We start from the raw sequence: 14,911 nt of genomic DNA, 5'->3' as shown, positions 1-14,911 counted from the left end.
TCGACGCGGTGGGTTCGGTCCCGCCTGTGTCGTCGTCCCAGGCACGGAGACCACGCACCACCGCAGCAGACCACATCATCACCCGAGGGAGTACCACCGTGTCCGAGACCCAGACCCGCCTGAGCGCCGAAGTCCGCACCGAGTTCGGCAAGGGCTTCGCCCGCCGCGCCCGCAAGGCCGGCAAGATCCCGGCCGTGCTGTACGGCCACGGCGCGGATCCGCGCCACCTGTCGCTGGAGGCGCGCGAGTTCGCCCGCGCCATCAAAGGCGGCGCCAACACCATCCTCACCCTGAACCTGGGGGACGGTGAAGAGCTCGCCCTGCCGAAGTCCGTGGTGCGTCACCCGCTCAAGGATTACGTCGAGCACGTCGATCTGCTGGTGGTCAGGCGGGGCGAGAAGGTCACCGTCGACATTCAGGTGCACGTGACCGGCGAGCCGGTTCCCGGTGCCCTGGTGGTCAACGAGCAGTCGGTGCTGTCCGTCGAGGTCGACGCCCTGCAGATCCCGGATCGCTTCGAGATCGACGTGACCGGCGCACCCGTCGGGACGCAGTTCCTCGCCGGTCAGGTCGCCATTGGCGAGTGCACGCTGGTGACCGATCCGGAGGCGCTGATGGTCGCGATCCAGCACGCGCCCACCGCCGAAGAGGTCGAGGCTTCTGACGCCGGTGCCGCCGCCGAGCTGGGCATCGAGCAGGATCAGCCGGAGGCCGCCGAGGGCGAGAAGTCCGAGGGCAGCGAGAGCTGATCGCGAGTTCATTCCGCAGTGCCTGACGAAGGCGCCATCCGCATCGCGGGTGGCGCCTTCGTCGTCCCCCTGGACGTTGCCCCAGACCTCGCCGAATCCACCAGAGCTGACGGCGCCGGTAGCGCGTTGGTCCCGACCCCACCGGGAATCCCTGAGATCAGCCATCCGGAGGCGATACCGAGTCGGTGAAGCTGACCACAGATCCAAGGTTCGCGTCATCTCCGTCGGTCATCTGGGGGACTCATGTCCGCTGTATCGTTCGTGTCGCCGCTGCGTCATCGCCGCCCGCTGGGCGTGGTGTTCATCGCTCTGCTGGCCGGGATACTTGTTGCGCCGCAGATCTCCGCGCCGACGACACCGCCGCCCGGCACGACCCCGGCCGCCGCGGCACCGGCGGCTGTCGCGGACGGCAGCGCGGATGCGACCACGGATCCGGCACCGGACCCGGCGACAACGGATGCGGCGCCAAGCGATCCGGCAACAACAGACACGGCGACAACGGATCCGGCAACAGCAGGCACCACCACTACAGATTCGTCCGGCACCGATCCGGTCGCCGGGAACACAGCACCCACCGAGCCCGCAAACCCCGCCCCCGCAACCTCGAACACCTCGAACACCTCGAACAGCAACCAGAGCCCGGCCTCCGACAACTCCACTGGCGCCGGCCCGGCCGGCACGAGCACGGGATCGCCGAAAACCCCTGCCGCCGAACCGATCGACGCCGCCGCCATCGCCGATCCGGTGAGCGCGAAAGTCGTCTTCCGGGACACCACCGGCACCGTCCCCGCCGGGTACGTCCGGGATGCCGGAGCGGCCTACACGGAGCCAAGCGGGATGGGCTGGGTGACGCAGGCCAGCCTGGCCGACGACACCCACGCGCCGATCGACGGAACCCGGAACGTCCGCACCCGCGCCTGCACCACCATGCCGGCCGAGCAACGCGGCCTGATGCACCTGCAGGCCCCCAACCCGGCGACCGCCGACACCACCCCGATGGCCTGGGAGTACGCGCTGCCGAACGGCGTGTACCAAGTGTCCGTCAGCGTGGGCGATGCCCAGCTCGGCGGCGACGCCGAGTCGCATGTGCTGCACGTCGAAGGCGTCACCGCCTTCAACGAACTGCCCAAGCCGGCCACCGGAACCGGCTGTGCCACCACCGATCTGCACACCACCACGGTGTGGACCACCGTCGACGACGGCCGGTTGACCATCGACGCGATCGGCGGCACCAACACCAAGCTCAACTTCGTCACCATCGACTCGGCCTCGGTCGGCAACCTGACCGCCGTCGGTAGCAGCACAGCCGTCACCCTGGACTGGGACGACGTGGCAGACGCGCCCGGGTACCGGATCTGGCGCTCCGACCGGCTTCCGGTGGTCACCACCGGCACCCCGCTTGCCACCCCGGACGCATCGACCTTCGTCGACGGCACCGCGGTCAAGGGTCAGCTCTACTACTACGCGGTGGCCACCGCCGCCGGCGCCGGATCGGCGATGGCCGCCGGTATGGCCGACGATCCCACCCCGGCCACCCTGGCCCTGCCGGCCAAGATCAACTTCCAGGCCGCCGGCGCCACCCCGGCCGGATACCTCGCCGACACCGGCCAGAACTACGCCAACCTCCGCGGCTACGGCTGGGTATCGCCCGGAACACAGGACCCGGTGGACCTGAGCGGCAACGGCCGGATCCGCCCGGCGCAGTCCGGGGTGCCGGCCACCCTGACCAGCACGATGCACATGCAGGGCAACCAGATCATCAGCTTCTACCCGGGTGATGCCACCCACCGGCCGGTCGAAGGCAGCTGGCAGCTGGCCGTGCCCAACGGCAGCTACGACGTAGAGGTGGCCGTCGGCGACTCGGCCCCTGGCTCGGACCCCACCACGCACGTCATCAACGTCGAGGGCCAGAACGTCATCACCAAGGCAATGGTGCTGACCCCGGCGCCGGCCGGCGACGACAGGTTCGTGATCGCCACCAAGACCGTCGTGGTGGACGATGGATTCCTCACCGTCGACGCCGACGGCGGCACCAACACCAAGATCGACTACCTGGTGGTCGCGCAGACCCCCGCGGATCCGCCACCGGCGGCCCCGACCGGGCTGGCCGCCACCGCCGGTGACGGCTCCGTCGCGCTGAGCTGGACGGCGAACGCTGAACCGGATCTGGCCGGCTACAACGTGTTCCGCAGCACCGCCGCCACCGTCCCGACCTCGGGAACCCCGCTCAACGGAACCACCCTGCTGACGACTCCGTCGTACACCGACACCACAGCTGCCAACAACACCAGCTACCACTACGTGGTGGTGGCCGTCGACGAGGCCGCGCAGGCATCGGCCGCCTCTGCCGTCGCGACGGCGAAGCCGGACGCCACGGATCCGGCGCTGGCCCCGTTGCCGTTGTTCGTCAACTTCACCACCAAGACCGCCGACCCGTTCCCCGGATACACCGCCGACTACGGCGAACCGTTCACCAACACCGTAGGCCGCGGCTGGGTCCAGCCGGGCACCAGCACTCCGCGGAACATCGTCGGCAACGGACGACTGCGCGCCGCTCGCACAGGTGTGGACGTCTCGCTGCTGCAGCGCGGCCTGATGCACATGCAGCCGCAGGGCATCACCAACTTCGACGGGGTGCCTGAGCCGGCCTCGTACGAGATCGCCGTGCCCAACGGCAGTTACGACGTCACCGTCAGCGCCGGCGACCAGCCCGGCAGCACGGTCGCCGGCTGCCCGGCGCCGTGTTACGACTCGGTGCACGGCATCGTCGTGGAGGGCGCCGGCGCAATCCACGACTTCCAGGCCACCGCGGCCAAGGAGTTCGACGTCAACACCGTGACGGTCCTGGTCGACGACGGCCGGCTCACCATCGCGGCTGACGGCACCAACACCAAGATCAACTACCTGACGGTGGCCGCCGCCGACGTCACTGCACCCGGGGTGCCGGCGGACGTCACCACCACCGCCGGCGACGGCTCCGTCACCCTGAACTGGAGCGCCGTCGCTGCCGCGGATCTCAAGGGCTACCAGGTCTATCGCTCCACCGAGTCGCCGGTCGAGCTGACCTCGGCCAACCGGTTGACCGCAGATCCGATCACCGCCACCACCCTCACCGACACCGCCGTGGCCAACGGCACCAGGTACCACTACGTGATCACCTCGATCGACACCACCGGCAACGAATCCGCGGCCTCGGACGCGGTCGAAGCGCAGCCCGCGGACGCCACGGCGCCGGCCGGCCCGGTCGGTCTGGTCGCCATCGCCGGCGACACCGAGGCCGTCCTGCGCTGGACACCGAACATCGAGCCGGATCTGGCGAACTACCGGATCTACCGCTCGACCAGCACGCCAGTAGCGATCGACACCGACACCTTCGTCGGCACCGCAGCTGCCGCCGAATTCACCAGCACCGGCCTGATCAACGGCAGCACCTACTACTTCGCGGTCACCGCGATCGACGCGGCCGGCAACGAATCCGCACTGTCGGGCGAGAAGTCCGTCGTGCCAACCGCTGTCCCGGACCTGGTGGCGCCGGCGGCGCCGGCGAACCTGACCGCCGTCGCCGGCGACCATCGCGTCAGCCTGGCCTGGGACGCGAACACCGAGGACGATGTCGCCACCTATCAGATCCAACGGTCGGCGACCGGCGGCAGCGGATACACCCAGCTGGCGACCGTGCCGGCCGGGCACACCGACTACGTCGACACCGACGCCGCCAACGGCGCGCAGTACTACTACGTCGTCACCGCCACCGATCTGGCCGGCAACGTCTCGGCGATCTCCAACGAGGCGTCCGCCACCCCGGCGGACGCCACCGCACCGGCGGTGCCGGTCGGGCTGACGGCAACCGCGGGCATCCAGCGGATCGTGCTGACCTGGACCCCGAACACCGAGCCGGACCTGCGTGGGTACCGGATCCACCGGTTGGCCGACCCCACCGACGAGCCCGGTGACGACAACCTGATCGGCATCCTGATCGAGCCCGGCCGCACCTTCGTCGATGCCGACCTGACGGCCGGCACCAGGTACTACTACGCGATCGTCTCCTACGACCGCACCGGCAACCTGTCCGCCGCCACCGCAGTGGTGGATGCGGTGCCCGACGACACGCCCGACACCACCGCGCCGGACGCCCCCGCCGGTCTCGCCGCGACCGTGTCCGACGGCGCCGTGACGCTGAGCTGGACCGCCGTCACCGCCGCCGATCTGGCCGGCTACACGGTCTACCGCTCGGACACCGCCACCGGTTCCCGGGTGAAGCTGACCAACACCCTCGGGGTCGGCACCAGCTTCGTCGATACCTCCGCCACGCCGGGCGCAACCTCCTACTACGTGGTGACCGCGGTCGACAAGGCCGGCAACGAATCGACCGCCTCGGACCAGGTTTCCGCGGATGTCCCGGCGTCCGGGATCGACGTGAAGTTCAGCTTCCAGCCGGACAGTGCGCCGGCGATCACCGGCTACACCAAGGAACTGGGTGCCGCCTACACCGACGCCCGCGGCTACGGCTGGGTCACTCAGGCCTCGCTCGGCTCGGCCACCCACGTCCCGCTGGACCTGACGGCGAACACCCGGCTCCGGACCCGGACCGCACCCGTCACCGCCCTGCAGAACCGACTCATCCATATGCAGTACGACACCATCGTGCCGCTGCCGACCAACAACGGGACGCTGACCTCCGGCGCCTGGGAGTACGCGGTCCCGGCCGGCCGCTACACCGTGACGGCCAGTGTCGGCGATCAGCCGGGCGGCGCGAAGACCGGTTGCGCGGCACCGTGTTACGACAGCCTGCACACGGTGCGGGCCGAGGGCACCGCGCTGATCGACAAGTTCCAGCCGACCGCCGCTGCCGAGTACAGCACCGGGACCGCGACGGTCGACGTCACCGACGGCCGACTGACCGTCGACGCCATCGGCGGTAGCAACACCAAGATCAACTGGGTGAGCATCGTCGGCGCCGGCCCGGTCGCTCCCGACACCACCGCACCCGGCGCCCCGGTCGGCCTCACCGCGATCGCCGGCGACGGCACCGCCACCCTGTCCTGGGGCGCGCCCGGCGACCCCGATGTGGTGGGCTACAACGTCTACCGGTCATCGGCCGCCGAGGTTCAGGCGGTCCCGGCGAACAAGCAGAACACCGCGCTGCTGACGGCGAACACCTTCACCGATGCGGGCCTGACGAACGGCACCACCTACCACTACGCGGTGACCGCGGCGGATGCGGCCGGGAACGAGTCGGTGCTGTCCACCCCCGTGCCGGTGACGCCGGACGCGAACGCCGCCGACTCGGTGCATCTGAAGGTCAACTTCGCCGACGCCGCGACCGCGCCGCCCACCGGGTACGTCACCGACTTCGGCCAGGCCTTCGGGCCGCGGACCGGCCCGAACCAGGGCGCCGGCAACACCTATGGCTGGGTGAAGATCGGTACCTCGACACCGGTGTCGATCGAAGGCAACGGCCGCAACCGCAACACCGGCACCCCGTCGGCCAACCAGCCCGACCCGCGGCTGGCGACGATGATCCACACCCAGCTGCCGACCAACGCCACCGACGGCGTGCACCAGGACGCCACCTGGGAATACGCCGTGCCCAACGGCATCTACCAGGTGACGGTCGCCGTCGGCGACGCCGGCACCGCCGTCGACAGCTCACACTGGCTGAACATCGAGAACCAGAACGCCATCGCGGCGTTCGTCCCCAGCAGCACCGGGAAGTTCGCCACCGCGTCCCGCACCGTGGCCGTCACCGATGGCCGGCTCACGCTGAGCCCGACGGGCGGCACCAACACCAAGATCGACTATGTCGACATCGATTCGGTCGACCGCGACGGCCGGCCGTACACCACCGCGGTGACCCCGGCGAACCTGGCCACCAACGTGGTCGACAACACCTCGATCGCCACCGACAACAACCTGAACGCCACCGTCGGCGCGGTCGACGCCACCACCCTCGGCGGCGGAAACGTCACCCTGACCCGGGTGGTCGACGGGGCGAACATCCCCGGCACCGGCGCCACCAGCGGTGGCGGCGACACCATCTCCTTCCTGCCCGCCGAGCCACTGGAAGGCGGCGTGCTGTACCGCTTCTCGGTGACCAGCGGGGCCAAGGACGTCAGCGGCCGGGCCTTCCTGCCGTTCTCCTCGGTGTTCACCACCGCCAACGGCTCCGGAACCGGCGGCGACCTGTCGTCGGTCGCCTTCGACAAGACGGACAGCGGCGCCGGCCTGGGAAAGAGCTACACCTCGCTGGTGATCGGCCCGGACGGAAAGCTCTACGCCGGCAGCATCTACGGACAGATCTACCGGTGGACGATCAACGCCGACGGCACCCTGTCCGGCATGCAGACCATCGACACCGTGCGCACCCACGCCAGTGCCAAGGGCTGGGAGGGCGCGCCGAACCGCACCGTCATCGGACTGGCCTTCGATCCGGCCTCGACCGCCGACAACCCGATCCTGTGGATCACCGACAACTACGCCTACCTGGGCTCCGACGTGCCCGACTTCACCGGCTCGATCGCCCGGCTCACCGGGCCGAACCTGGAGAACTACCAGGAGATCGTGGTCAATCTCCCCCGCTCCATCAAGGACCACGAGACCAACTCGATCGCGTTCAAGGACGGAAAGCTGCTCATCACCCAAGGTTCGATGAATGCGATGGGCGCCCGCGAGGGCACCTGGCGACGCGACGAGCACCTGATGTCGGCGGCCATGCTGCAGCTGGACCCGGCGAAGCTGCCGGCCTCGCTGCCGGTCGACGCGGCCACCCCGGACATGGCGGTGCCGGCCCGCGGCGGCGTCCCGGCACACACCGGCAGCTACAGCCCGTACACCGCTGACGCACCGGTCACCTTGTACGCCACCGGCATCCGCAACGCCTTCGACCTGGTGGTGCACTCCAACGGCCGGGTGTACGCCGGCACCAACGGCTCGGCCGCCGGCGGCGCGACGCCCGCCTCGCCGGCCAGCTATCCGGCGTCCTGCGCCAATCGGCCGGACGGCGGCTACTCGGGTCCGGCGGTACCCGCGATCGCGAACAACCAGCAGGCCGAGACCGACTACCTGTTCGACATCCACCAGGGCAAGTACTACGGACACCCGAACCCGATGCGGTGCGAGTACGTGCTGAACGCCGGTAATCCCGCCGGCTACACCGGCAATCCGCTGTTCAAGGTGAACGGCTACCCGCTGGGTCAACTCGCCGATCCGAACTACGACCTGGCCCATGTGCACGACGCCGGGCTGCACGCATCGGCGAACGGCACGATCGAGTACCAGAACACCGTCGCCTTCGGCGGCGCGCTGGCCGGCAAGGTGATCGTGGTGCGCTACAGCGCCAACCAGGAGATCGTCGCGTTCAACGTCACCGCCGGCGGCAGCGTGTCCGCCCCGATCACCGGGATCACCGGCTTCACCGGCTTCCGGCAGCCGCTGGACATCGCCCAGGACGCGACCACCGGCAACCTCTACGTCAGCGAGCTGACCGACAATCCGGCGACCACCGGGATCAAGCTGCTCAAGCCGCAGGGCGGCGGCAGCGCCGCGAAGGTGCAGGCCTCCCAGCGGCTGGTCTTCACCGACGTCAAGGGCGGTGCCGCCGCTGCACCGAAGTCGGTGTCCGTCAAGAACATCGGCGGCCTGCCGCTGGTGATCTCGGCGGCCACCATCGCCGGCACCGACGCCGCGCTGTTCACCCGCTCCGGCGGGCCGGCGCTGCCCGTCACCGTCGCACCGGGGACCACGGTCACCTTCCCGGTGACGTTCGCGGCCACCGCCGCCGGGCCGCGCGGGGCGAACCTGATCCTGACCTCCAACGACCCCAGCGCCCCGACCACCTCGGTGACCCTGCGCGGTCTTGGCACCGACGGCCTCGGCGGCAGCGCCGAGCCGTCACTGCAGTGGATCCTTGACACCCTGCAGATCCCGGTGGACGTCGGCGACCCGGACAAGACCGACAACGTCATGCCGGACACCTCCGCGGCGATCGGCGACGAGGTACTGATCCCGTCGTTCAGCAAGCTGCTGTTCGACCGCGCGGTCGGCATCACCCCGCTGTCGCTGTTCGGCCCGGCCGGACCGGCCGGCAACCCGAACGTTGCGGTGCTGGCCGCGCACAGCACGGCCGACCCGAGCGCCCGGACCGTGCTGTTCAACGGGCCGAACACGTCCAACCAGACGGTGCTGCCCGAGGTGAACACCGTCGGTGAGTACGACCTGGACGCGCCGTTCGGCTTCGACGTGACCTGGCCGGGCCTGAGCAACCGGGTCACCTACAGCGAGGACGCCCTCAACACCTGGTCCGCCGCCGCGCCGCACAAGGTGCGGGTCTACCCGATGAAGAACCCCGACGGCAGCGCCGTTCTGGGTAGCTACATCGTGGCGCCCGAGGATGTGCCCAGCGGCGTCGACTTCCAGGACGCGGCCTTCGTGGTGAGCAACGTGAAGCCCACCCCGACCGCAGGTGCCGGCAAGATCACCGTGTCCCCGGCGGAACTGGTCTTCAGTGGCGTCAAGGGAACCAGCAGCGCCGCCCGTCAGGTCGTCGTCAGCAACAACGGCAGCACGCCGTTGCAGCTCGCTTCGGTGACCGTCGCCGGCACCAACCCGGGATCGTTCACGGTGACCGGTGGCGCACCGCAGTCCGTCGCCGCCGGCGAGACCGCAACGCTCTCCGTCACTTTCACCCCCGGCAGCAGCACCGTCGGGCCGCAGAGCGCGACGTTGCGGATCGACTCGGACGATGCTGCGACGCCTCGCGTCGAGGTCGGGCTGCACGGCCTGGCCACCAACGGTGAGCAGGGCAACAACGAGCCGCCGCTGAAGTCCGTTGTCGATGTCCTCGGCTACCCAATCAACGTCGGTGGCAGCGGCCTGATCCTCGGTGTCGACCCGCGACCGATCGGCGACGAGGTGCCGGCCCCGCTGTTCACCAAGGCCGGGGCGGAGCCGGTGACCATGACACCGGTCGCCCGGTACTCACCGGACGAGCTGCTGCCGTTCGGCTGGTACAGCCCGAACACCGGTGATCCGGTGACGCACGAGCTGGCCACCATCGGGCTCGGCCAGGAGCAGACGCTGAACCCGCAGATCGTGGCCGGCGGCGACGACTCGTTCGACCCGGGCGCCACAGCCTTCGGGTTCTATGTCGACTCCCACTCGTTCAACCGCAAGAGCTACACCCAGGACAGCCTCAACACCGGTACGCCGCATGCGGTGCGCAGCTACCCGGCGAAGAACCGGGCCGGTGAGCTGCTGCCGAACACCTATCTGGTCACCTTCGAGGACGCGTCCAACGGCGACTATCAGGACTACGTGTTCGTGGTCACCGGGGTGGAACCGGTCGGCGGCGCATCGACGGGTGTCCCGGTGGCGCGCATCGACTTCCAGCCGGCGAGCTCCACCGTCAGCCCCGGGTACACCGCAGACACCGGCGCGCCGTACACCGCGGCAAGGGGCTTCGGCTGGGTGCAGCCCGGAACGTCGACGCCTTATGACATGACGGCGCAGACCCGCGACCGGGCCGGCAGCACCGAGGCCAGACTTCGGACGCTGATTCTGCTGCAGCCGACGGCTGCCCAGGCACCGGGCGGGCCGGGGGCCTGGCAGTACCAACTGCCCAACGGCACCTACACGGTGACCGTCGGGGTCGGCGATCCCGGCTATACCGACTCCACCCACCGGGTGCAGGTGGAGGGCCAGACGGCGATCCCCGGTTTCGTGCCCACCTCCGGCAACCTGTTCGCCACCGGCACCGTCACCGTGCAGGTCACCGACGGCATGCTGACCGTCGATGCCCTCGGCGGCGACAACACCAAACTCACCTACCTGGAGATCTACCGGCCGGACACCGCGCCGGACACCACTGATCCGACGGTGAGCGTTGACATCTCGGGTCTGCAGGCGGCCGCCGGGGTGTACCGGAACAGCGCGACCATCACCGCCACCGCGACCGACGCCGGCAGCGGGGTGTCCGGGATCTCCTACAGCCTGGACGACGGCCCCTTCCAGCCGTACACGGACCCGGTGCAGGTCACCGCGCCCGGATCGCACACCGTGCGGGCCCGCGCCGCCGACGTCGCCGGGAATGTCGCCACCAGTGCCGCGGTCACCTTCAGTGTGGTGACCGCCGATGCCGGCCGGCCGGTCCTGTCCCTGGAGAACCCGGAGGGTGTGCCCTATCCGGATCGGCTGGTGATGTCCCGGATCCAGAATCCGCAGACCGGCAGCACCTGTCGGGACGCCGCGAACTGCGACCCGGTCACCGGTCCGTTCTTCCCGGCGAACGTGGTGCACGACACCGCATCCCTGGTGATCCGCAACACCGGCATCGACCCGCTGAACGTCACCTCGCTGGCTGTCACCGGTCCGTTCACCCTGGTGGACCCGCCGACGCTGCCGACCATGGTCGCCGTCGACGACACGTTGACCCTGCAGGTGCGGTTCACCGCCACCACCAACGGCGCCGGCAACGGCCTGTGGACCGGCGCTCTGACGATCGGGTCCGACGATCCGGCGCGTCCCAGCGTCCCGGTCGAGCTGGCCGGGTTCTGGCAGTCGGTGTCCGAGGGCGGCCAGGAACCCAGCCTGCCCGAGATGGGTGCCTTGTTCGGCTACACCACTGCCTTCACCGCGGCCGGCGACGCCCTGAACCAGCACGGCGCCGTGCACGCCAGCGGCGACGAGGTACTGAGCCCGTACTGGTTGCGGGCCGACAGCAGCAAGCCGATCTCCGTGCGGCAGTTGGCCGCCTACCACACCCAGGGCAACACGGCGACGCTGTTCTGGCACCCGAAGACCTCCGGCAGCGCCACCTCCATCGTGACCCACGCCGGGGCCGACGGGCAGTCGATCCTGCCGCACCGCAACGGTTCTGCCACCGCGCCCGCGGCCGGCACGTTCTCTCCGACCGGCGCGTTCGGTCTGCGGATCGACGGCGAGTGGAGCGATCCGACCCGGAACAACCAGGCGGCGGACCAGGCCAACGGCTGCGTCGGCGAGTGCGGACATCACCTGCGGGTCTGGACGGTGCGGGACCGCAGCGGCGCCGTGGTGCCGGACACCTGGCTGGTCGGCATGGACTACTCGGGCATCAATTACGACTACAACGACAACCTGTACCTGATCAGCAACATGAAGCCGGAGGCGGCCACCGATCCGGCGTCGCCGGCCCTGCTGCCGGGCGCCGCCGCCCTGATGCTGAACTTCGACCAAGCGGTGGCGGGCACGCTGGCCGATGCCACCGGCCAGGGCAGCGGATTCGTCAGCACCCAGCCCAACAAGCTGGACGTGGCACCGGGTTCCAACTCCTACGATCCGACGCGCCTGCACCTGGCGCCCGGGTCGCCGGGGACGCTGACGGTCGATTCCGCCGGCAGCGCGGCGGCCGGAACCAACGGCAGTGCCGACAACACCCTGGTGAACGGCCTGCAGCTGCCGTTCGACGCCTCCGGTGGCACCTTCTCGGTGACGGCCCGTACCCTCGGCCCGGTCACCGAGCTCAACGCCGGCAGCGAGCAGCAGGCGATCATGTTCGGCGCCGACCAGGACAACTACGTCAAGGTCGCCGCGATCCACAAGTCCGGTGCGCCGAGCATCGAGTTCTACAACGAGATCGGCGGCACCGGCACCACCATCGGGACGGCGGTTCCGATCCCGTCGCCGGGCACCGTCGCCGACCTGGATCTCGCGCTGATCGGCAACCCGGCCGCCGGCACCGTCCGGGCCGGCTACCGGATCAACGGTGGCGCCTGGGTGGTGCTGCCGACCGCCTGGACCGCACCGGCCGCGGCCGTCGGCAAGATCTTCGGTACCCGTACCGGCGCCGGCATCCTGGTGTCGAACAAGGGCGGCACCGCGTTCTCCGCCACCTACGACTCGTTCGCGGTGGTCGACGGTGACCTCACCACGACCGCAGTCGAGCGGGCGGCGCTGTACCGACTCGATGTCGGCGGCTCCGCGCCGTTCGTCGACGCGAAGGGCCGGACCTGGGCCCCGGACAGCGGCCGGTTCAGCCCCACCACCGCGGTCGCCGAAGGAGCAACGACCACTCCGTCGGAGATCCAGGGCACCGATGACGACCCGCTGTACCGCACCTACCGCGGCAACGTCGGCAACGTGCCGCAGGCCGACCGGGTGCTGCGCTACGAACTCCCGTCCTTGGGGGCAGCCACCGTTGATCTGCGGCTGCACTTCGCCGAGCGGGCGGCCGGCAACAACGCCGCCGGCAAACGGGTCTTCGACATCGAGGTGGAAGGCGCGACCGTGCGCCGCAACTTCGACATCTTCGCGGCCGCCGGCGGGCAGAACACCGCCACTGTGCTGCCGATCGACAATGTGACCATCACCGGTGGCCGGCTGAACCTGGCCCTGCGGGCGTCGGTCGACTACCCGTCGATCGCGGCCATCGAGGTGCTGTGCCATGGCGCCTGCCCGGTGCCCGACGACACCGCGCCGGCCACCCCGACCGGCCTGAAGAGCGCCTCCGGCAACGCCATCAAGCTGAGCTGGACGGCCAACGACGAGCCGGACCTGATGGGCTACCGGGTGTACCGGTCGACCTCGCAGACGGGTCCGTTCACCGCGGTCGGCCCGGCGCTGGTCACCGACCCGACGTTCACCGACGGCACGGCGCCGGCCGGAAGCACGCTCTACTACCAGGTCCGGGCGATCGACTCGTCGGAGAACCACTCCGCGGCGTCTGCCACCCTCGAGGTGGAGCCGCCGTTGCCACCGAGCATCCGGATCAACACCGGTGGCCCGGCACAGGCGGTCGGCGGCACGTCCTGGTCGGCATGTTCCTCGTCGACCGCGTGCAGCGGCTGGGTGAGCGGTGGAAACGCCTATTCCGAATCCGACACCGTCACCGGGGTGCCGAGCGGGATGAACAACACCATCTTCCAGACGGAATGGACGGGCGGACAGTCGACGGCGGTCGGGGCCAAGATCTTCGGCTACGCCGTGCCGGTGGCGAACGGGCCGTACCTGGTCCGGTTGCACTTCGCCGAACTGAACAAGACCGCCAAGGGCACCAGACTGTTCGACGTCAAACTCGAGGATTCGACAGTTCTTTCGAACTTCGACATCTGGGCCGAGGCCGGGGGCATCGACAAGGCCATCGCCGTCGACTTCCCGGTGGCGATCACCGACGGCGTGGTCAACCTGGACTTCGTCAAGCGGGTGGAGAACGCCAAGATCTCGGCCATCGAGATCATCGCCGTCGCTCCGGATGCCGTCGCGCCGGCCGTGGTGACCGGCGTGAAGGCGACCGGAGCCGGCTCCGGCATCACGGTCGACTGGTCCCCCAGCACCGCCGACGATGTGGTCGGCTACCAGGTGTACCGGTCGGCCTCAGCGACCGGCGCCTTCAGCAAGGTGACGCCGAACCCGGTGCGCGGCACCGGTTTCGTCGATATCGCTACCGCCGAGGGCGCCACCGCCTACTACCGGGTGACGGCGATCGACAGCTCCGGCAACGAGTCTGACGTCTCCGCGACGGTCAACGCCACCCGACCGGACACCACCGCACCCGCCGTGGTGACCGGGCTGACCGCCACCGGATCGGCCACCGGTGTCGCCCTGAAGTGGACGGCTTCCACCGCCGATGATCTGGCCGGCTACAACGTGTACCGGTCGGCCACCGCGGGCGGCAGCTACGCCAAGGTGAACAGCGCGCCGATCGCAGCAACGAGCTACCAGCACAGCACCGCCCCGGAGGGAACGTCCTACTATCGGGTGACGGCGATCGACAAGACCGGCAACGAATCTGTGGCGTCCGGCACCGTCGATGCCACCCGTCCCCCGGCGACGGCCACGGCGGTGCGGATCAACACCGGCGGTCCGGCCCAGACGGTCGGCGGCACGTCCTGGACGGGCTGCTCCTCGCTGACGGCCTGCAACGGCTGGGTCAGCGGCGGCAACGCCTACTCCGAGAACGACACCATCACCGGAGTACCCAGCGGGATGAACAACACCACCTTCCAGTCCGAATGGACCGGCGGCGGATCGACCGCGGTAGGCGCCAAGGCATTCGGCTTCGCCGTCCCCGTCCTCAACGGCAACTACCAGGTCCGGCTGCACTTCGCCGAACTCAACAAGTTCGCCGCCAAGACCCGGCTGTTCGACGTCAAACTCGAGAACACCACGGTGCTGTCGAACTTCGACAT

General features: G+C 69.7%; 2 protein-coding genes. Both read left to right on the top strand.

Features of this window, described 5'->3' with window-relative positions; all coding sequences use genetic code 11:
- The first annotated feature begins 98 nt into the window (after positions 1-98).
- Complete coding sequence (locus K340_RS0116230) at positions 99-749, top strand: 50S ribosomal protein L25/general stress protein Ctc (protein ID WP_037365205.1); 651 nt, start codon at positions 99-101, stop codon at positions 747-749.
- A 243-nt stretch (positions 750-992) separates the two neighbouring features.
- Positions 993-14,911: malectin domain-containing carbohydrate-binding protein (locus K340_RS30690; protein ID WP_154674299.1), on the top strand; the 13,919-nt coding region annotated here is incomplete at its 3' end.

It is taken from the genome of Nakamurella lactea DSM 19367 (assembly GCF_000426645.1).
Lineage (GTDB): Bacteria > Actinomycetota > Actinomycetes > Mycobacteriales > Nakamurellaceae > Nakamurella > Nakamurella lactea.
Note: the sequence above shows the minus strand (reverse complement) of the source record. Positions and strands in the feature narration are given on the sequence as shown.